Annotated in this window: 21 protein-coding genes; 10 read left to right on the top strand and 11 right to left on the bottom strand. The window is 34.3% G+C overall.

Features of this window, described 5'->3' with window-relative positions; genetic code table 11:
* Positions 1-52 precede the first annotated feature (52 nt).
* Positions 53-286, top strand: a complete 234-nt coding sequence (locus tag ACMX9J_RS22775) for a DUF1565 domain-containing protein (RefSeq protein WP_224980019.1) — start codon at positions 53-55, stop codon at positions 284-286.
* Between the two features lie 125 nt (positions 287-411).
* On the opposite strand, the gene arsC is transcribed toward ACMX9J_RS22775, so the two are convergent.
* Genes arsC through ACMX9J_RS22760 form a run of 3 tightly spaced genes read right to left on the bottom strand, consistent with a single transcriptional unit; the run spans position 412 to position 2,523 of the window.
* Complete coding sequence (gene arsC / locus ACMX9J_RS22770; protein ID WP_028413817.1) at positions 412-834, bottom strand: arsenate reductase (thioredoxin); 423 nt, start codon at positions 832-834, stop codon at positions 412-414.
* Between the two features lie 24 nt (positions 835-858).
* Positions 859-2,157: an arsenic transporter gene (locus ACMX9J_RS22765; RefSeq protein WP_221818216.1), complete on the bottom strand. Its 1,299-nt coding sequence runs from the start codon at positions 2,155-2,157 to the stop codon at positions 859-861.
* Positions 2,158-2,175: 18 nt separating this feature from the next.
* Positions 2,176-2,523 (bottom strand): ArsR/SmtB family transcription factor, encoded by a 348-nt coding sequence (locus tag ACMX9J_RS22760; RefSeq protein WP_014460639.1) that lies wholly within the window; start codon positions 2,521-2,523, stop codon positions 2,176-2,178.
* A 404-nt stretch (positions 2,524-2,927) separates the two neighbouring features.
* Between ACMX9J_RS22760 and ACMX9J_RS22755 the strand changes: the two genes are divergently transcribed.
* The gene (locus tag ACMX9J_RS22755; protein WP_416226215.1) at positions 2,928-3,257 is read left to right on the top strand and encodes an ArsR/SmtB family transcription factor; all 330 of its coding nucleotides are present in this window, start codon (positions 2,928-2,930) and stop codon (positions 3,255-3,257) included.
* A gap of 50 nt (positions 3,258-3,307) precedes the next feature.
* Complete coding sequence (locus ACMX9J_RS22750) at positions 3,308-3,742, top strand: ArsI/CadI family heavy metal resistance metalloenzyme (protein ID WP_033578632.1); 435 nt, start codon at positions 3,308-3,310, stop codon at positions 3,740-3,742.
* 252 nt (positions 3,743-3,994) lie between these two features.
* On the opposite strand, the gene ACMX9J_RS22745 is transcribed toward ACMX9J_RS22750, so the two are convergent.
* Entirely contained in the window at positions 3,995-4,372 is a 378-nt protein-coding gene (locus ACMX9J_RS22745; protein WP_047751227.1) for a winged helix-turn-helix transcriptional regulator, read from the bottom strand.
* A 102-nt stretch (positions 4,373-4,474) separates the two neighbouring features.
* On the opposite strand from ACMX9J_RS22745, the gene ACMX9J_RS22740 reads away from it, so the two are divergent.
* On the top strand, positions 4,475-5,134 hold the full coding sequence (locus ACMX9J_RS22740) for an MBL fold metallo-hydrolase (RefSeq protein WP_416226214.1): 660 nt from the start codon (positions 4,475-4,477) through the stop codon (positions 5,132-5,134).
* Between the two features lie 11 nt (positions 5,135-5,145).
* A complete protein-coding gene (locus ACMX9J_RS22735; RefSeq protein ID WP_367032702.1) occupies positions 5,146-5,952 on the top strand; it encodes a carbon-nitrogen family hydrolase in 807 nt (268 codons plus the stop codon).
* 139 nt (positions 5,953-6,091) lie between these two features.
* Here ACMX9J_RS22735 and ACMX9J_RS22730 read toward each other — a convergent pair whose 3' ends face one another.
* Positions 6,092-7,135 (bottom strand): PocR ligand-binding domain-containing protein, encoded by a 1,044-nt coding sequence (locus ACMX9J_RS22730; RefSeq protein ID WP_416226213.1) that lies wholly within the window; start codon positions 7,133-7,135, stop codon positions 6,092-6,094.
* 311 nt (positions 7,136-7,446) lie between these two features.
* Here ACMX9J_RS22730 and ACMX9J_RS22725 point away from each other — a divergent pair, with 311 nt between their 5' ends.
* Together ACMX9J_RS22725 and dhaK are read left to right on the top strand one after the other, a co-directional pair.
* Positions 7,447-8,580: a glycerol dehydrogenase gene (locus tag ACMX9J_RS22725; protein ID WP_028413806.1), complete on the top strand. Its 1,134-nt coding sequence runs from the start codon at positions 7,447-7,449 to the stop codon at positions 8,578-8,580.
* 1 nt (position 8,581) lies between these two features.
* On the top strand, positions 8,582-10,345 hold the full coding sequence (dhaK, locus tag ACMX9J_RS22720; protein WP_048018683.1) for a dihydroxyacetone kinase subunit DhaK: 1,764 nt from the start codon (positions 8,582-8,584) through the stop codon (positions 10,343-10,345).
* 346 nt (positions 10,346-10,691) lie between these two features.
* Here dhaK and ACMX9J_RS22715 read toward each other — a convergent pair whose 3' ends face one another.
* The 4 genes from ACMX9J_RS22715 to ACMX9J_RS22700 form a co-directional block, all read right to left on the bottom strand.
* Positions 10,692-10,925 (bottom strand): hypothetical protein, encoded by a 234-nt coding sequence (locus ACMX9J_RS22715; protein ID WP_028413804.1) that lies wholly within the window; start codon positions 10,923-10,925, stop codon positions 10,692-10,694.
* Between the two features lie 737 nt (positions 10,926-11,662).
* Positions 11,663-12,517, bottom strand: coding sequence for a malate synthase (locus ACMX9J_RS22710; RefSeq protein ID WP_325076010.1), 855 nt, complete (start codon positions 12,515-12,517; stop codon positions 11,663-11,665).
* A 432-nt stretch (positions 12,518-12,949) separates the two neighbouring features.
* Positions 12,950-13,795 (bottom strand): isocitrate lyase/PEP mutase family protein, encoded by an 846-nt coding sequence (locus ACMX9J_RS22705; RefSeq protein ID WP_416226212.1) that lies wholly within the window; start codon positions 13,793-13,795, stop codon positions 12,950-12,952.
* 96 nt (positions 13,796-13,891) lie between these two features.
* Positions 13,892-14,368 (bottom strand): DinB family protein, encoded by a 477-nt coding sequence (locus ACMX9J_RS22700; RefSeq protein WP_033578639.1) that lies wholly within the window; start codon positions 14,366-14,368, stop codon positions 13,892-13,894.
* Positions 14,369-14,527: 159 nt separating this feature from the next.
* Between ACMX9J_RS22700 and ACMX9J_RS22695 the strand changes: the two genes are divergently transcribed.
* The 3 genes from ACMX9J_RS22695 (at position 14,528) to ACMX9J_RS22685 (ending at position 18,134) form a co-directional block, all read left to right on the top strand.
* Complete coding sequence (locus ACMX9J_RS22695) at positions 14,528-15,439, top strand: DNA-3-methyladenine glycosylase family protein (RefSeq protein ID WP_028413800.1); 912 nt, start codon at positions 14,528-14,530, stop codon at positions 15,437-15,439.
* A gap of 332 nt (positions 15,440-15,771) precedes the next feature.
* Positions 15,772-16,878 carry a HesA/MoeB/ThiF family protein gene (locus ACMX9J_RS22690; protein ID WP_416226211.1) on the top strand — a complete coding sequence of 369 codons (1,107 nt, stop codon included), beginning with the start codon at positions 15,772-15,774 and terminating at the stop codon, positions 16,876-16,878.
* Positions 16,879-16,898: 20 nt separating this feature from the next.
* Entirely contained in the window at positions 16,899-18,134 is a 1,236-nt protein-coding gene (locus ACMX9J_RS22685; RefSeq protein ID WP_416226210.1) for an MFS transporter, read from the top strand.
* Between the two features lie 267 nt (positions 18,135-18,401).
* Here the strand turns inward: ACMX9J_RS22685 and ACMX9J_RS22680 are convergent, their stop codons facing one another.
* Both ACMX9J_RS22680 and ACMX9J_RS22675 read right to left on the bottom strand, forming a co-directional pair.
* Complete coding sequence (locus tag ACMX9J_RS22680; RefSeq protein WP_028413797.1) at positions 18,402-18,836, bottom strand: DUF2269 family protein; 435 nt, start codon at positions 18,834-18,836, stop codon at positions 18,402-18,404.
* 18 nt (positions 18,837-18,854) lie between these two features.
* Positions 18,855-19,205 carry an ASCH domain-containing protein gene (locus ACMX9J_RS22675; RefSeq protein ID WP_033579502.1) on the bottom strand — a complete coding sequence of 117 codons (351 nt, stop codon included), beginning with the start codon at positions 19,203-19,205 and terminating at the stop codon, positions 18,855-18,857.
* Between the last annotated feature and the right edge of the window lie 39 nt (positions 19,206-19,244).

Here is a 19,244-nt window from a genome sequence, read left to right as displayed (position 1 = left end):
GTATAATTTAAACATCTTGTAAGTGAAACTCATTAACTTTAAGGAGTATCTTATGAAAAAAGCAGTTGGTATTTTTCTTATTTTACTGTGTTGTATAAACCAAAGGGTTGAGGCAGCTAATCAGCCTTCAGTAGAACCTATACATCATGAGATCTACGTTTCTCCTACAGGGGATGACAAAAACTTAGGTACTAAAAGCAAACCTTTTAGAACATTAAGGAAGGCAAGTGAAGCAGCTCAACCCGGAACTACGGTTTACATCAGAGGTGGTATTTATTACGAATAATTAATTATTAGCCGTTCAGGTACTAAACAAGAGCCTATTATTTTCATGAACTATAAAAGTGAAAAGCCCCTTATTAGTGGAGAAAAAATAAAGCAGTCTACACAAATAGACTGCTTCTTGATTAATTATTTACCTGTTTCGGCAAAACGCTGAATACGCTCACCAATTTCATCACGGACACGTTGAAAGAACGCCCATTTCTCTTCATCTGTTCCTTCTGCTTTTGCAGGATCATCAAATCCCCAGTGTTCACGCTTCACATGAGGAGGTGTTACGGGGCAATGATCAGCTGCATGGCCACATAATGTAACCACTAAATCCGCATTATTTAAAATTTCAGGATCAATAATATCAGATGTTTGGTTTGAAATATCAACACCAGCTTCTTTCATTGCTTTTACAGCGTTAGGATTTAATCCATGAGCTTCTAATCCTGCACTGCGTACATCCCATTCATCGTTATTTAGATATTTTTTTGCCCATCCTTCAGCCATTTGGCTACGGCAAGAGTTACCTGTACATAAGAAATAAAGTGTTTTTTTAGACATGTGTAAAATCTCCTTTATGATGTGTTAAGAAATAATTGATAACCAAATATATAAACCAACAAGTGTAATAAACAATGTTGGGATGGTTAAGATAATACCTGTTTTAAAATAAGTTCCCCAAGAAATCTTAACTCCTTTTGTCGAGAGAACATGAAGCCATAAGAGCGTCGCTAGAGAGCCAATAGGTGTAATCTTTGGTCCTAGATCCGAACCAATGACATTTGCATAAATCAGAGCTTCTTTAATCGTACCTGTTGCAGAAGTTGCATCAATGGCCAAAGCATCAATCATCACGGTTGGCATGTTGTTCATAATCGATGAGAGAATGGCTGCAATAAATCCCATACCAATGGTTGCTGCAAATAATCCTTGATCAGCGGTTGTTTGAATAAGGCTTGCTAGTACTTCAGTTAGCCCCACATTGCGTAATCCATACACAACAACATACATACCAATCGAAAAGAAAACAATCGCCCACGGAGCTCCTGCTAACACTTTTCTCGTGTGAACAGCCGGGCTTTTTCTTGCTATTCCTAAGAATAAAATGGCAATAATACCTGCGATAATAGAAACTGGAACATTGAAGAACTCACCAATAAAGTAACCAAGAACTAAAATAAATAAAACGATTCCTGATAAACGGAACATTTTCATGTCTTTAATGGCCTCAACAGGTTTCTGTAAATCATCTAGATTGTATTTCTTAGGGATGCTTTTACAAAAATACAAATACAAGACAGTAATACTTGCCAAAAGTGAAAATAAATCTGGCACAATCATGCGTGAGGCAAATTCAGAAAAACGAATACCAAAGAAATCAGCTGATACAATGTTGACCAAGTTACTTACTACAAGAGGTAACGATGTTGTATCCGCAATGAATCCACTGGCGATAATAAAAGGAAAGACCATTTTATCTTCAAATTTGAGTGCCCGCACCATAGCAAGTACGATAGGTGTTAGAATTAAGGCTGCCCCATCATTTGCGAATAATGCGGCTACTACAGCTCCAAGGAGGGATACATATACAAACATGCGAACGCCATTACCTCCTGCAGCTCGTGCCATATGTAACGCTGCCCACTCAAAAAATCCAATTTCATCTAAAATTAAAGAAATAATAATAACTGCAATAAACGTTAACGTTGCGTTCCATACAATTTGAGTTACATCCAGCACGTCATGGAAATCAACCACACCTGCTAAAAGAGCTAAAACTGCGCCTCCACACGCTGACCAACCAATAGACAAGTTCTTTGGCTGCCAAATGACAAAAATCAATGTCACTAAGAAGATGAGGGAGGCTACTATAACTGATACCACTTTACAAACCTCCTACTATTAGCAACAACTAATGCGTAATCCTTGCTTTTCTAGTTCTTTTAATCGTCCATCTTCGCTTGGTAAAGATTCCAGTATATTAAGGACAAACTGATAATAGCCGTTTTCTTTATTTAATGAATAGAAAATCCAATGTCCTTGTCGTCTTTCCTTTACAAGTTCGATATCTCTTAATTTACGCAAGTGTTGGCTAATAGCCGGTTGACTTGCTTTATAAATTTCAACTAGCTCACAAACACAGCACTCGTTATTTTGGAGCAGTTTCATCATAGATAATCTTGTCTTATCGCCAAGCAGCTTCAGTATCTGTGCTGCTTTCTCCATTTCTATTTGTACTTTTACATCCAATCCAACTCACCTCCTTATTTCCAAATATAATTATATAAGTATTTGATTATATATTCAACAAAAATATACACTACTATTAAACAAAAAAATTTGATTAATGTCTTGATTTATCTAAATTTTCCGGATATGATGAATACATCAAAAAAAATTGATTTATAAAAGTGAGGGGAAAAGCAGTGAGAGTCAACAACTCTGGAAACTTATCGGTTACGTACTTTCGAGCCTATTTTCATTTAGTTATGAACACTCAAGGGATGAACTATAAGGAAGCACAAAGTCTAATCTTTCAGCGTTTTTTTCATCAAGATCCTACGTTAAGAGGGGAAACTACATACAGTAACTTTAAAAAAGCTGCCGAGAGCTTCGAACTTTAAATCAAAAAAAATTGATGAAGGAGAATGACAATGGAAACAGTCAAGGAAGGAAAGCACCCATTTAAACAGTACGAACAAAAATTTAAAGCTCTTGCTGATCAAAAGAGATTAGAAATTATGTATGAGCTCTGCCAGCGAGGACAGACATGCGTATGTGATCTAACTGAATTCTTTAGGATGTCTCAATCTAAACTTTCCTACCACTTAAAGATTTTATTAGAAGCAAACCTCATCACAAAAGAAACAAAAGGGACATGGAGTTATTATGATTTAAATGATAAAGAGGTAAACCACCTCTTATCAGAAGAACTTTGCTGCTTGTTTAGAAAAGATACAAGTAAAAGCGGCCCATGCTCTTAATTTACTACATTCCAAATAATATTATTTAGCATGCGAAGGAGGAAGTGTAAATGAAATATGTTCATGTAGGAATTAATGTAACGAATCTAGAGGCGTCCATTAAGTTTTATCAAAAGGTATTTGGCGTTCAACCTGTGAAAACGAAAATAGATTATGCTAAATTCTTGTTAGATGAACCGGGATTAAATTTCACCTTGAACGTACGTGACGATGTAAAAGGTAATCAAGTGAATCATTTCGGCTTCCAAGTAGAAACTCCTGAGGAGATTCATTCTCATAAATCACGACTAGAAAAAGAGGGGTTCTTTGCTCGTGAAGAAATAGATACGACCTGCTGCTACGCTGTGCAAGATAAGTTTTGGGTAACAGATCCTGACGGGAACGAGTGGGAGTTTTTTTATACGAAATCTGATAGTGAGGTTCATAAGACTGAGGATAGCGTTGGAGTGAATGAAAAGTCACCTGCAAGCAACTCATGTTGCTGATGCTTAAATGACAAAAAAGACAGGAAGAAGTAGACTCTTTCTGTCTTTTTTATTTAGCATAAAATCGATTATGTTTAGCGGAGTTTTCTTGCTAAGACAGCTAACTGTAAGCATATATATTTTCTTGCTTATAATTAGAACTCGTTCCTATGCCAAAACTTGATTAGAATAGATAGAAATGAATGCTTATATGAACAATAGGTTTGATTGTATGTTAAATGTTAAAGGAATAAAGAGAGGAACTCTCCTTAATTATTGGGACTCTTTTATTCCTTCTTCCTGCTTGCTTATATAAGCATTGCCCCATTTCTCTAAAGATTTAAGTATTGGGATAAAACTTTCTCCAAGCTCTGTTAAATAATATAAAACTCTTTTAGGGTTATCGTTTGTTTCTTCTCTTTCTATTAATCCGTCTTTTTCCATATCGCGAAGCTGGAGTGTAAGGATGCGCTGAGTAATACCCGGTATTTCACGGCGCATTGCATTATAATACATAGGTGACTTTGATAACAAAGACAAAATAATGCCTTTCCATTTACCGCCCATAATATGCATCGCTAATTCAATTGGACAGGCTTGCTTTACAGTTAACGTACAAGGGCCGTATTGATCACTTTTAAACTCTGACATTTCCTCACCTCAATGGGGAGTAACAAATTTGTGCCTTCTTGTTACTCCTATTTTTTCTGATTACACTTATGATATCAAATAAATCAGAAGAAGGTGTATGAATTGGAATTTGTTCAAATCTCTGAACATGTTTATAGACTCACTTATGAAACCGTCGTTGGTATCCGAGTTAAGATCAATACATGGTACATAGTGGATGGTGAGGATGTTTATCTCATCGATACCGGAATGGAAGACTATGCATATGCGCAGTTGAATGCAGCAAAATCTTTAGGTATTCCCAAGAGTATCTTGCTGACACATGGCCATTTGGATCACATTAATGGTGCCAAGTATTTAAAAGATCATTTAAATATTCCTATTTACGCACACGAAATTGAAACGCCTTTTATCAATGGCGAAAAACCGTATCCAAACAAGGCAGAAAAAGAAACAACAGGCGTAGAACATCAAGTTGAAGGTTTAAGTGACAATATCATTAAAGCGTTACCCGTAGACGTATATCTAACACCCGGTCATACCCCGGGACATGTCATATACCATCATAAAGATGACAATGTGCTGCTAACTGGAGACTTATTCTTTTCTAATACCGAATCCTTACATCCACCGATTCGAAAGTTCACAGTTGATATGGATGAAAATATTAATAGCGGGCGAATTATAGATAAAATTAAACCCTCTATTATTTCTTCTTCACATGGCGAAGATGTCAAATACAGCAATGATTTATATTCTATTTATAAATTTATCTATGAATGAGAGGGAAAAACATGAAAATACAATTATTTCAAATGGAGATTATTGAAGGAGAAGTTAAGCAAAACGAAAACCGTATTGTATCCTTATTTGCAGAAAAGCTGGATATAGATACAGAAATTGTTGTAATACCTGAAATGTGGAATACGGGTTATGATTTAGAAAATGTAGCAGAAAAAGCAGACATTGATTTAAAGAGGGCTTTTCCATTTATCCAAAGTTTAGCAACTAAGTATCAGGTGAATATCATTGCAGGTTCAGTTTCGAATAAAAGGAATGGAAATATTTATAATACAGCCTTTGCAGTATCAAAAACGGGGGAACTGCTCTATCAAAAAGATAAGATACATCTTGTGCCGATGTTAGATGAACATCATTATTTAACAGGTGGAGATGAAGTACCGGAAATATTCAAAATTAACGGTATCAAAACTAGTCAAATTATATGTTACGATTTACGTTTTCCAGAAATCACACGTTTTCCGGCTTCTCAAGGTGCAAAAATCATATTCTACGTTGCACAATGGACTACCAAAAATATAAATCATTGGAGAACACTATTGAGAGCAAGAGCTATAGAAAATGGTGTATACGTCATTGCATGTAACAGCGTGGGGAATGTGAATCATAAAAATCATGCCGGCAACACATACGCTGGACATTCAATGGTCATCGATCCAAATGGAAACATTATAAAAGAGGGGAGAGACAAAGAAGAAATCATAACAGCAGAAATTCATATACAGAAAGTTACAGAACAACAAAAAAACATCCCAATATTTGAAGGCCTGAGACCCAATGTTTATAAGCATGCGGAATAGAGATTTATATATTATTTATAGCGTAAAGGCCAGCACATGACTGTGTCTCATTGCTTTTCCATACTGAAAAGCACCCTTTTTCAGAATACTAGTATCAGTATGGAAAAGTTATATGTTTCTTACGTCAGGAATGAAAACTTTACATCTTTTCTTGATAATATCTCCGATAGACATTAGGAGTTATGTTTTCATATTTTTTAAATGTCTTGATGTAATATCCAGGGTCATTAAAACCTAATTCATCGCTAATCTGTGCAATAGACAAATCCGTTTTTTCTAATAATTGTTTGGACCACTCTATTTTTTTGAGAGAAATAAAAACAGAAAAATTCATACCCGTTTCTTTGGTAAATACACGGCTGAAATAACCTGTGCTAATGTGACATAAATCAGCCATCTTTTGTTGAGATATTTTTTCTCTTTTATGTTTATAAATGTAGTCAAAGGCTGGCTGTAATACTTTGTTTTTACATACTAAGTGATCGTTAATAGACGTTTTTACGTAAGCATTAGTAACTGTGTTGGCTAATTCCTTTTTTATATTTTGAATATTATCTAGAGAATAACCGTAAGAAATATCTTCAGTAGTAAGGTCCTCTTTTACTGGAGCCATCTTTTCATATACTTCTAAAATCAAGTTTTTATTCATAGCTTCCTCTACAATGTAGTTACAAAGCCTATATAACATTTGAGCAGCTTCGTTAATTTCTGTATAGGATAGAGTAGGAATAGAATCATATAGACGCTGTATTTCCTCATTATTATTTAAGTTCTGTTCAAATCCTTTCGATGGAACAGTAAGCATTTGTTCCAAGGGAGGATGTTTGTCACCATCCTTAATTTTCACTTCTCCCGCCATGATGGCGCCTACATATTTATCATCAATTATAATAGGAATGGCAATATCGACAATATTCCAGTGACATAAATAGATATAAGGAGCATTGGTTCTAACTGCCTCTAATCCTCCCCGCGCATCGCACTTTTCACAAAGTTTTGCCGTATCAGGATTTTTACGCATAGTCTCACAAAATGGACGTACACCACTGTGTTGAGAAATGGGCACTCCTTTATAGTTAACCGTAACAATCGCTAATTTTGTAACAAGCGCAAGCGAATCTTGAAGGTTTCGCCATTTCTTTAAATCTAGTATTTTATCTAAATTCATGTAAGTAGTTTTCAATGATGTTTTATCTCCCTTGCTTCTACTTCCCGTGTGGTAGTTTGGATTACCTACTTGAGAATACCTTTATTTTGTTCCTGAGTTTGTAAAATAAAAGAGTGTTCAGCGATAAAGGTAACCTCTTTTCAACGTGAACTTAGTAGTATTTTCACCTGAAATAATGTCATAATAATACCATATTAAATGAAGAGAGCAAAAAAATACGATAAAAAGTTGTAAAAACTCGTCATTTAAGACTAATGTAATCTTACACAAAAGATAGTAAAATTCCGATTGTAAGGGATTACAAAGTTAATTAGGAGGTTGTATTCATGAGAAAAGCATTTATTAGTCCTTCAAAATACATTCAAGGTGAAGATGAGATTTTAAATTTAGGTTATTTTGTGAAAACATTTGGTACCTCTGCACTTTTAATAGCACATCCTGAAGATATTAAACGTGTACAAGGCAAATTAGATGCAACAGCAGAAAAATATGGTATTACATTTTTTGAAGGCGGATTCAATGGCGAGTGCTCAAGACCAGAAATTTCTAGATTGCAGGAAATAGCAAAAGAAAACAACTGTGATTGTACAATTGGTTTAGGTGGTGGTAAGGCAATTGATACAGCAAAATGTGTAGCAGAGGGAGAGGGATTAATTATCGTCCCAACAATTGCTGCTACGGATGCACCTACAAGTCATTCCGCAGTTATCTATACACCAGAGGGTGCTTTTGATGATTACGCATACTTTAAGCAAAGCCCAAGTGTTGTATTAATTGATACAACAGTCATTGCTAATGCACCTACTAGATTCTTAGTATCTGGTATGGGGGATGCGTTATCCACTTATTTCGAAGCAAGAGCAACAGCACGTTCTTTCTCTAATGTAAATGCTGGATTACCTTGTGGAGTGCGTGAGGACGTATGTGCACCAGCAAAAGGTACAAATGCAGCGCTAGTTTTAGCAGAACATTGCTACAACACTCTATTAGAGGACGGGGTTAAAGCAAAAGCAGCAAGCGATCATAATGTTGTTACTCCGGCCTTAGAAAACATTATTGAAGCCAATATTTTATTATCAGGATTAGGATTCGAAAGTGGTGGATTAGCTGGAGCACATGCGATTCATGATGGGCTTACTCTCTTAGAAAGTGCGCACCACTACTTCCACGGTGAAAAAGTAGCTTTTGGTACATTAGCACAATTGGTATTGGAAAATGCGCCAACTGAGGAAATAGAAGAAGTGTTAGATTTCTGTTTAGCAGTAGGACTCCCAGTTTGTCTTGCTGATATTGGAGTAGAACAAATTACACAAGAAGAGTTAATGGAAGTAGCTAACAAAGCTTGTATCCCAGAGGAATCTATTTATTCTATGCCATTCCCTGTTACTCCAGAGTCAGTAGCTGCAGCTATCCTTGCAGCAGATCAAATTGGAAATGATTATAAGAAGAGGTTGATATAAGATGAAAAAAATTATTAATAAACCAGAAGATGTCGTACTTGAGATGTGTAAAGGGATGGTTCTAGCACATCCGGAACTGAGTTTAATTGAAAAATATAAAATCATTAAAAAAGAACAAATTAACAAAAATAAAGTAAGCATAATTAGCGGGGGCGGCAGTGGACATGAACCTGCTCATGCTGGGTATGTTGGGAAGGGTATGTTAGATGCAGCAGTTTGTGGTGATGTATTTGCCTCACCTTCTCAAATACAGATTTATCAAGCCATTAAAGAAACTGCTAGCGATAAGGGAACTTTACTCGTGATTAAGAACTACAGTGGTGACATGATGAATTTCAAGAATGCTGCTTATCTAGCTGAAGAAGATGGAATTCAAGTGGATTATGTAAAAGTAGATGATGATATTGCTGTACAGGACAGTTTATATACAGTTGGAAGACGTGGAGTGGCTGGTACTGTTCTTGTCCATAAAATAGCAGGTGCTGCAGCAGAACGCGGATATGATCTATCAAAAGTGAAAGAGGCAGCAGAAAGCGCTATTGCAAATGTTAAAAGCATTGGTATTGGATTAACTTCTTGTACAGTTCCCGCTAAAGGAACTCCTACTTTTGAGATTGCAGAAGATGAGATGGAATTTGGCGTTGGCATTCATGGAGAACCTGGTATCCGTCGTGAAAAAATTATTTCAGCAGACGAACTTGCAGAGCGCATGGTAACGGCATTATTAAAAGAAATAGGGATAGAAGATGGAAAAGGAGAAGTGGCTGTCCTAATTAATGGATTTGGAAGCACACCTCTTCAAGAACTGTATTTATTAAATCATTCTGTCATTCGTGAATTGTCACGTAGAAAAGTAACGATTGCAAGAACGTTTGTCGGAAACTATATGACAGCCATTGATATGGCAGGTGCTTCTATTTCGATTATGAAATTAGATGAAAACTTAAAGAGTCTCCTATCTGAAGAGTGCGATACTCCTGCGTTAAAAATCAAAGGTGAAGTACCAGCTGTCACTTATGATGAAATCATCGGTAGCGTAGAGGCCCCGAAAGTGTCTTATGAGGTGCAAACCAACAAAGAATATTCCGTAGTAACGGAAAATCGATTGACGTTGAATAATATTATTTTTATGGTAGACCAAATGAGTGAATGTATTATTAGAAATGAAATACCGTTTTGTGAATTAGATTCCCATGCTGGTGACGGAGACTTTGGTATGAGTGTTGCTAAAGGATTCAAACAATTGAAAGCTGAATGGCACGAAATTCTAGAAAATAAATCAAATGATATTGGCAACTTTCTAGAGGCATGTTCCATTGTTATCATGGAGCACTGTGGCGGGGCATCAGGGCCTATTTGGGGATCAGCATTTCGTGCGGCTGGAAAGAACACTGAATCTAAAACCGAACTGACTTTAACAGAATTTGCTGAAATGATCCAAGCGTCTGTAAAAGGAATTCAAGCAACAGGAGAACGTTCTTTTGGACGTGGAGCTGTTGTGGGAGATAAAACTTTAATTGATGCCTTAGTACCTTATGCAGATACGTTAACGTCAAGTGCCGCTGAAGGTGAAAGCTTGAAACATGCGCTTGTCAAAGCAGCAGAAGCTGCTGTTGAAGGAGCAAAATCAACTGAACAGATTGTTGCACGTATGGGGCGTGCTGGTACGGTTGGAGAAAGAAGCCTTGGTTATCCGGACGCAGGTGCACATGGCTTAGGTGTAATTTTTACTGAAGTAGCTCAAGTAATGCAAGAAAAACAGTAAAATTTGGTATTATCTCCTCTAAGTATAGTGTAAAGAAATTACTCTTTGAGAGTGAGGGTTACACTATATTTAGTGGGGATTTTTTATGGTTCACTAAGGACGAGCTTCAACTTACTTAAACTGGAAAATGATAGTTTTCTTATCTCAAAAAAAAGCCCGTAAAAGTATACTGTTGCTGACTATCTATATCAGGCAACCTTAATCTTAAATTAAAACATGTTAGCGATATTCAAAAGCATACTAACCGTCTAGAAAAAGAGTGGGAAAGATATAAAAAGAGCAAAGGCTTCTTCATCTATAAGAAGCCTTTGCTCTTTTTATATTGTTAGCTATTAGTAAGTACTAGTTAGAGAAAAACAATTCCAAGTATAAATAAACATATGGTAATAATGTTTATAACATTTTTAGCTTTGTCATCTTCTTTTATTGAAGTTACAAGTTCAAATATTATGACAAGAGTAAGTATAGACAAAGCTATCTGTAGATGTAAGTTAAATGCATATACAGATATTACAATTAGAGCATATATAATACCTAAAATTATATTTTTGTTATTCTTAGTTTTTTCATAATTACTCATTTAAAAACTCCTTATTTAAAAATATTAGCTGTTTTTTGTTTTTTAAGGGAAGGTTTCAGTAACTAGGAGTAGGGTAAGGAAGATAATAGAAAAAGAAAAGCTATGTATAATATGATTTATATTTTCTTTGTCTGCTTTCTCTCAAGTGGATAATTTTACAAAAGTTTAAAAAATGAATACCTCCTATAATTTCTGTAACTAGCATTTTTTATAATATCAAATACTTCTTTCTAAGAATTGTAGCAAAAATAAAAAGCTCCCCCAGCACCATTTGTTTTAGAAAAACTTGATAAGCAATTTTATTTTTTAATACCCTTTCATCCTTGTTGGGTGAGTACACTGAAAGATGGGGTAGTCCTCATATCATATTCTGTAAAAAGTGTACTAAATATGACTGCCTATATTTCTGAAACAGTACGTTTTCATAAAGATATTCTGTCTAGCTCAACTGTATATTAAAATAAACGTACTAGCTTAATTTATTGCTTGTTGATATGTTGTTAGATATGTACCTGTTTAGAAAAAAATAAAATAACTTACTGATAGTCCTTATGTAGAGCAGAACAAGCAGATTCTTAATTATTAAGAGCCTGCTTGTTTTACTTTACACGTAGCAGTAGATTCTTTATTTACGCTTTTATTGGCAAACAGAGCCTGGCACTGTTCGTCATTAGCAATGGGTCAGAAAAGTGCGTCAGTCTTTTTTTATTCTTAATTAATTACCTGTGGGCTAACATCTAAATACGCATTAATGCGCCATTAGGCTTTGGTAACTCTTGATCCGTTATCAAATTCATTTTGCAAAAATGTTCAAAAAATTGCTGTGCCTGCTCTCGTTCGTTTGAGTCACTTTTCAATGAAACTATATCAAGCAAAATTTGAGCCATCCATGAATTATCAAAATAACGGTATTTACCTGTATTCCACACCATTTTTTGGGAGTTCTTTTCGTTTGTATAATATTTCCAGAAAAGCATCTGATTGGATTCTTGTTCTGTAAGTTGGAGTCTGTACGTTGAATGAGCAGGAATATATCCATCTTCGCAAAGCTTACCGATAAAATTTTCATTGACCATATAGACACCTAAGATGCGTCTATCTTTTTCAGGCATACTGGAATCTATTGCTGTTAACAAGACAGCGCTATTTTGATGTAGGCGGGTGGGTTTGGTTGGCTTCCCCTTGTAATTACCACTTTTTATTACGCCTGAAAAAACCGTCCACTCTGAAAAAGAACTATTCTGTTCTTCTGTGTCGCACCAAAAAACCATTTGTGATTCGGGATGAAGTTTATGGTTTTTCATAAGTTTTTCATGTCCCCAGCGAAGTTCCTGATTTTTTCGCTGTAATTTTTTTTCTTCTTCCTTCTTCCATTCTTCCTCTTTTCGTTCCGTTTCCTTTTCTTCTAAAATTTTTTCCAGGGAATGAGCAACACTTTTATCATGCAGTTTTAGGTGCTTTCCAAATACATCGGGGAAAACAAATTTTTTGTTTTCTGATGCGAAATTTATTTCAATGCTAGAATCATTATATTTAACTATAGTACCTGTTCCAAAATGCTTGTGTGTAACTTTCTTATCGATTAGATTCATCATTCTAGGCCTCCTTGTAGAATAAAAACGCGGTTACTACTTAGATAGTAAATTAATAATTTTATTCAACTAACTTACCTTTTGAGTTAACACAATTATTTTAATTTTATTTAAAAAAGAAAAAGCAACCTCAATCTTTAATGGCATTCGAGTGAGGTTGCTTTTTGAGATAACTCTATAACTTTAGATAAATGATAACATATTTATACGATAACGACTATCTTTTCCATGACGAGCACATGTATAAAAGGGGAGCTTTTTATACATCATATCTTCAATCACCTGAAAGAAAATAGTTGTTATATCAACAATCTATAAAACGTTTTATGGTAACTGTTTAAATAAATATAGTTCAAACAGCAAAAGAACTACTGTATATTTCAGTAGTCCTATCAGTTCTATAAAGGAAAGCTAAATATAATTTGATAAATTCTATTCAGGAGTCCCAATTAGTTCTGTTATCGCATCATAACTCATATTATCATTCATTAATCGTTGAAAATTATTATCACAAAGGATATCTTCAGTAATTCTTTGTAATAATGTAGCAGTTGCTCTAAAAGGGGCGGATCCAGTACTTAATCTTTCAATACCAACTTGCGATAATGTATTAATAGAAGGCAAGTTTGGCCCAGACAAAAGATTAATGGGACACGATAGTTCTTGTCGAACTTTTTTAATGGATTCCATGTCATATAGCCCAGGAATAAAAATACAATCTGCTCCAGCCTTTTGATATGCTTTTCCCCTATTGATGGCTTCTTGAAGTCTTAGATCCGAATCTCCTGTATTTAACCAATACAAATCAGTACGCGCATTAATAAATAATGGGGCTTTTAGCGATTTGGATAGTAATCTAATTTCAGATATTTTTTCTACTTGCAACGAAACATCTAAAATAGGACTATCTAAATCTCCCGTCCCATCTTCTAGGTTTATACCAATTCCTCCTGCTAAAATAATTTGTCTTGTATTATCTACCACTTCATTAGTAGACCTTCCATAGCCAGACTCTAGGTCTACACTGACAGGAATATTGACGGAATTAATAATTCTCTTAACAGCTCCTAACATTTGTTCAAAAGGGATTTTTTCACCATCATTATATCCTAAAGACATTGCTATGCCAGCACTGGTTGTTGCAATAGCTGGAAACCCATTTTTCTCAAAAATTTTAGCACTGATAACATCCCAAGCATTAGGCAATACAAAAGTATAGGGTCTTTTGTGAAGTTGTTGAAACGTCTGAAATTTAAGTAACTGCTTTTCATTATTCACAATGGTTCTTCCCCCTTTAAGTAAACAACTTTATGGCTTTGTATGAGCGTTCTTTAGAGCAGAGAAAAATAAAACAACGGGAGATTAATCAGAAACTTAATCCCATATTATAGGACGTTTAACTTTTGCAGTTCTTAAATAATCTAAAAGTTGTCCTGTATGTACTGATTCATGGTAAGCCACTCGTAACAACATATCTCCTAACTCTCGAATATATCCCATCTCCGATCGGTCTATCTTTATCTCTGTTAGCTGCTTTTCATTAAGGAGGCCTAAAAACTCTATAAATTTTTCCCTATATGGTTGAGCAAACTTTAATGCTTCTTCAACAGAACTAAATGTTACTGCCTTATAAGGATTATGCTCCTCTGTTAGAGAAAGGTTAAGGGGTTTTTCTAACATTTGATGATAGAGGTATTCTCCTTCAAGAACATGATGTATCATTTCCCTACATGACATTGCTTCTGGATCAGGGCGCCAGTCTAACCTATCTTGAGGTATTGACATCCATACTTTTATACTTCGACGTCTCACTTCTTCAAAGTTTAGTAAAATAAAACTCATCGCATCCATTTTCGCTCACTCCTTTAATTTTACTATAAATATAACATATCCAAAGTCTTACAATGAAAAATATGGATGGTTTTATAAATATTATCTGTTATTTAGATTAATCATTAATTTTTCAAGAAAGCCTGTTAATATAGATTTATTAAAAATTAGGAGGAAGTTATGAGACAAAAAATAATTAGAATTAATAAACCAAGCATATATAATTTTGATTTAATTTTAAGGTACATAAAAAACTCGCCCTCTTTTGTAATCGAGAAGGTTATTGAAAACACATATTGTAGAGCTTTTATAATAGGGGGAAGAACGTACCTAGTACTAGTTAGGGACGAAGGAATCGATAGTAAGTACTTGGAAGTTAAAGTTATTGGTGAAGAAGTTAAGAATAATCAGGTTCAACTAGTAAAGGAGAAAATTATCACAATATTTTGTCTGGAACAAGATATAAACAAAGCTCAAAAGTCTATAGCTAATGAATCTAAGATAGGAAAATTAATAAAAATGTACGAAGGGTTTAGACCTGTTTTATTAGGAAGTGTCTACGAATCCATCATATGGGCAATCATCGGTCAACAAATTAGTGCAAAAGTTGCTCATAGGATTAAAAAGAGTTTGTTAGAAAAAACAGGAGCTAAAATAATAATTAATAACTGTGAATATTATACAGATTTATGCCCCCACAAGGTGATGAAGTTAAATATAAACCAACTTCGTGACTTAAAGCTAAGTCAAAGGAAAGCTGAATATATTCATGAAATAACTAAAGCCATTATAGATGAGGAGCTAGACTTAAGTTGCTTATATTTATTAGATCGTGAAGGGGGTTGTAGCTATTTAATGAAACATAGAGGTATAGGAAAATGGACGGCAGAGTCAATACTAATGAGAGGTATAGGACGTCAAGACATTCTACCCGCAGGAGATTTAATTATACGTAAAGTAGTAGGAGAGATTTATGAGTATAACGAATTATTAACAGAATCACAAGTTAGAAAAATATCTACTCAATGGAAAACTGCGGAAACCTGGATTACTCATCTATGCTGGTTTTACATGCAAGAAAAAATATTATAAATGGAATATTTGTCGGTTTAAAATAAACGAAAAAAAGTATAATTTACCTGTTTTTGTTTGAATATTATAAAAATTGGATTTAATTGTTGAAAATGCCTTTTTAATGCAATATTATAAATATATCTTTTAAGAAATGGAGGTGTTAGTTATGAAGGTAAAAGTTAAGAAAACAACTAATAAAGCTGCGGTATTAAACGGTATTCCAGGCTAAAACGTTATCATTATGTGAACTACTTACTTATTGTTTAAACTTCAAGTCTGTAAATATAGGGAACTATCATATGATAGTTCCCTATTTCAATAATTAAGAGAAATGGAGTGAAATGTAGAAAATGAAACCTAAGTTCAAAGAGACAATTCCTGTATTTTTTATAAATGATGAAATCCATATTGGTGAAGAAGATGGAGTAGCAGGAGTTATTGAAGATCCCAGTGGAAGTATTAAGTATTTAATTTCTCTTATTAACGGAAAAAATTCTATAGAAGAAATAATACATTTAGTCCAAGAAAAGTATCCAAACATAAAAGAAAATGAGGTATTGGAAGGGATAAAGGCATTAGATACAGAGAAATATTTAGAAGATAATTCTTTAAATCCTCAATCTATAGGAGATTATGAACTCGAAAGATACAAAGCAAACCTTAATTATTTTTCGCTTTTTACGTCTTTAGAGGACAATAAGTACAATGTGCAAGAAACTATCATAAATACAAAGGTTGCTTTGCTCGGAATCGGAGGTTTAGGTAGTCAAATACTATATCATCTATCTGCATTAGGTTTTCATAACATTAATGCATTGGATTTTGATACTTTGGAATTAAGCAATTTTAATAGACAGTTGTTATATTCTGAAAAAGATATTAATAAGTTAAAAACGGAATTAGCAAAGAAAAGAATATCGCGTTTTAATCCTAATGTTAAGTTAAACGTTACTAATAAGCGTATAGAATGTGCTGAAGATGTAATGGCACATATTGAAGGTAGTGATTATGTAATTTGTGTAGCCGATAAACCAACCCTTCATATACAGGACTGGGTAAATGAAGCAGTAGTGAAGTTAGGAAAGCCGTTAGTTTCAGGTGGAGTCCTAAACACAAGGGGCAGATTTTATTCTATGTTACCAGGAAAAACTGGGTGTGTAGAGTGTCATAAACAAACAATAATTGAAAGTGATATTATAGTTAATAAGCAACTTGACAGTATGCATCAGATAAATTTTCAACGAAATAATGCTGCGATTAGTCCTAATGTAGCTATGTTGGCTGGTGCTATTGTAAATGAATTTTTAGGGTTGGTAACAGGTATTCAAACTCCAACATCATTAGGGAAAATGATGGAATTAAATTTCCTTACATATCAAACTTACCCTATTTCAGAGTGGAATAAGAAAGAGGATTGTCCAGTTTGCCATTCCGCACCTGTAACAGCAGGTAAATAATTATGATGGGGGGGTAAATGTTGAAATCTTATGAAGTACTAAAGAACAGAGATTTTTTATGCTTATTTTTAAGTGCCACAACAAGTAAGTTGGGCACGTCTTTTTTTCAAATCGCACTGCCTTTATTAGTATATGATTTGACTAAATCACCAAGTTTAATGGCATTAACATTTGTTTTAGAAATTACGCCTCAAGTATTGTTTAGTTTGTTAGGCGGAGCCTTAGCTGATCGTATAAGTAAGAAATACATTTTATTAATAGGTGATATTTTATCAGCCATTTTAATTATTATCATACCTCTTGCAGCTTTAATAAACGTGTTAGATATATGGATTGTATATGTGGTAGCTTTTTTAATATCAGCTGTGAGTGCATTTTATCATCCAAGTTTTGAATCAGTCATACCAGAAATTTTAGAAGGTGAAAATTTAATACAGGGTAACTCTTTATTCAAGTTATCAGAGACAATTACAACCTTTGCAGGCCCTTCAATAGCAGGCATTTTAATTGCTTTGGTTGGAACTCATAACTTATTATATTTTAATTTTTTTACGTATTTTCTTTCTGGAATATTCATTGGCTTAATAACTAAGAAATATAAAAGCCAGAATCCAGTTAATAGTTCTATAATGAATTCAATAGCTGAAGGAGTTAAATACGTTATAAATACTAAAAAGATTTTGATAGGGACTATTCTCATATTCTTAATCAATGTGGGTTATGGTGCTATGGAAGCTTTATTTATGTTTCATCTAAAGGATAATTTACATTTATCGGCACAGTATATTGGTTTAATATTTTCCCTACAAACCTTAGGGTCATTTGTAGCAATTTATGCTGCAAATAAACTAAATAAATTACCACGGGGAAATATAATTATCTATTGTGGTGTAATAATAGGTTTAGGTCAAACTATCCTTACTTTTTCAAACACTGCAGTTATTTTGTTAATAGTCTGTAGAATTGTAATTGTCGGTTCGGTAACATTATTAGCAATTAATTGGTTTACCCTTAGGCAAGAGATTGTGCCATCAGCCTTATTGGGAAGAGTAATTAGCTCAACTCGTATGTTAGCTTTTTTGGCTTTACCGATTAGTGGAATGCTAGCAGGTGTTGCAGCTGAATATATTAGCGTCTCTTTAATTTTTATTTCAGCAGGCATCCTAACGATTGTGGCGTCTTTAATCAGCATTAAGACCTCTCTATTTGAGACCCAACAGTCTATAGATCAACCTATTAATAGTAGCAACAAGTAGATAATTACTTGGGTTGACTTGAAACATATTGATATTTAGTGTATTGTTCTATAAGAACTTCATACTTGGAGTTTAAACAATAAGTAAGAACCCCTTTAACATATGGTTAATAGGGGTTTTTTATTTTTAATCCAAATGTGCATCTGATATACAAGCAAAAATCTTTTTTCATACCTAAAATACGAGTTATGTTAAGTAAAACGTAAAGTATTTGATGAAAATAATCAGTTTAACTATTTACTCTTAGTGATGACAAATGGATGGGTGTCACCAAAAAGTTGGCTTACCGACCATAAACCAAAGCATAGTCATTAATAGAATGATATAAATCCAAATAGATCGCTCTAGTTTAGTTGCCAGTTCTTTTTTATTTTGTCCTTCCTCCTTGTACTTTCGAAGTGTTGGTGAAAAAGCACGGGCCAGAAAGAACAAGGAGCAAAAAAGGAAAATCAGTGTCATTATAATCCACGGCGTAGTCCACGTCCATGGGCCACACATAACGAGGAGTATCCCTGTGATAACAAGAACATGGCCCGTATGTTTTGCGAGCCTAACAACAGATTGAAATGTGATCAAATAGGCATTCATTTCTTGTTCTCTTGAACTATGTAGTTTTTTAACAATTGGCAAGAGAATAAAAAAAGGACCAATCGATAAAATGACACTAGAAACATGAATATATACTAATATACGGTACAACAAATCCATTTCTTTTACCTATCAATCGTTAACTAATCTGAACTCATGCACCCATACCCTCATTTGCGGAAGCCAAGGCATCCCAGGATGATAAGACAAAATAGATTGTTTATATTCCTCTACTGTAGCATAGCCTTCCTGGCGAGCATTTTCATCTGTTAATTCACCTAGTGATTGAGAATAAACTCGTTCCACTACAAATTTTTGATCTTCTAAAACCATTATCTCTCCTACATCAGCATATCTTCCATTTCGGCGAGTTGCTGTTTTGCTGCCTTTGATTACTTTATTTACATCATCCGGCATTGTTACAAGTCGATCGATTGTACATGTTTTTGGTGGCAATTCATTTTGTGCTTCATGGTTACTCATTAAAAAAACTCCTTTCATTTCTTGTCTCTTATTTAATGT

It is taken from the genome of Priestia sp. RMT2NF4 (assembly GCF_047872835.1).
Classification (GTDB): domain Bacteria; phylum Bacillota; class Bacilli; order Bacillales; family Bacillaceae_H; genus Priestia; species Priestia zanthoxyli.
This window is presented reverse-complemented; position numbering and strand designations above follow the sequence as displayed.

What these genes read in the sequence shown, in the direction of transcription:
- ACMX9J_RS22775 (WP_224980019.1), top strand. Translation starts at nt 53, where the DNA reads ATGAAAAAAGCAGTTGGTATTTTTCTTATTTTACTGTGTTGTATAAAC.
- arsC (WP_028413817.1), bottom strand. Translation starts at nt 834, where the DNA reads ATGTCTAAAAAAACACTTTATTTCTTATGTACAGGTAACTCTTGCCGT.
- ACMX9J_RS22755 (WP_416226215.1), top strand. Translation starts at nt 2,928, where the DNA reads ATGGAAACAGTCAAGGAAGGAAAGCACCCATTTAAACAGTACGAACAA.
- ACMX9J_RS22750 (WP_033578632.1), top strand. Translation starts at nt 3,308, where the DNA reads ATGAAATATGTTCATGTAGGAATTAATGTAACGAATCTAGAGGCGTCC.
- ACMX9J_RS22745 (WP_047751227.1), bottom strand. Translation starts at nt 4,372, where the DNA reads ATGTCAGAGTTTAAAAGTGATCAATACGGCCCTTGTACGTTAACTGTA.
- ACMX9J_RS22735 (WP_367032702.1), top strand. Translation starts at nt 5,146, where the DNA reads ATGAAAATACAATTATTTCAAATGGAGATTATTGAAGGAGAAGTTAAG.
- ACMX9J_RS22725 (WP_028413806.1), top strand. Translation starts at nt 7,447, where the DNA reads ATGAGAAAAGCATTTATTAGTCCTTCAAAATACATTCAAGGTGAAGAT.
- dhaK (WP_048018683.1), top strand. Translation starts at nt 8,582, where the DNA reads ATGAAAAAAATTATTAATAAACCAGAAGATGTCGTACTTGAGATGTGT.
- ACMX9J_RS22715 (WP_028413804.1), bottom strand. Translation starts at nt 10,925, where the DNA reads ATGAGTAATTATGAAAAAACTAAGAATAACAAAAATATAATTTTAGGT.
- ACMX9J_RS22710 (WP_325076010.1), bottom strand. Translation starts at nt 12,517, where the DNA reads ATGAATCTAATCGATAAGAAAGTTACACACAAGCATTTTGGAACAGGT.
- ACMX9J_RS22700 (WP_033578639.1), bottom strand. Translation starts at nt 14,368, where the DNA reads ATGGATGCGATGAGTTTTATTTTACTAAACTTTGAAGAAGTGAGACGT.
- ACMX9J_RS22695 (WP_028413800.1), top strand. Translation starts at nt 14,528, where the DNA reads ATGAGACAAAAAATAATTAGAATTAATAAACCAAGCATATATAATTTT.
- ACMX9J_RS22690 (WP_416226211.1), top strand. Translation starts at nt 15,772, where the DNA reads ATGAAACCTAAGTTCAAAGAGACAATTCCTGTATTTTTTATAAATGAT.
- ACMX9J_RS22675 (WP_033579502.1), bottom strand. Translation starts at nt 19,205, where the DNA reads ATGAGTAACCATGAAGCACAAAATGAATTGCCACCAAAAACATGTACA.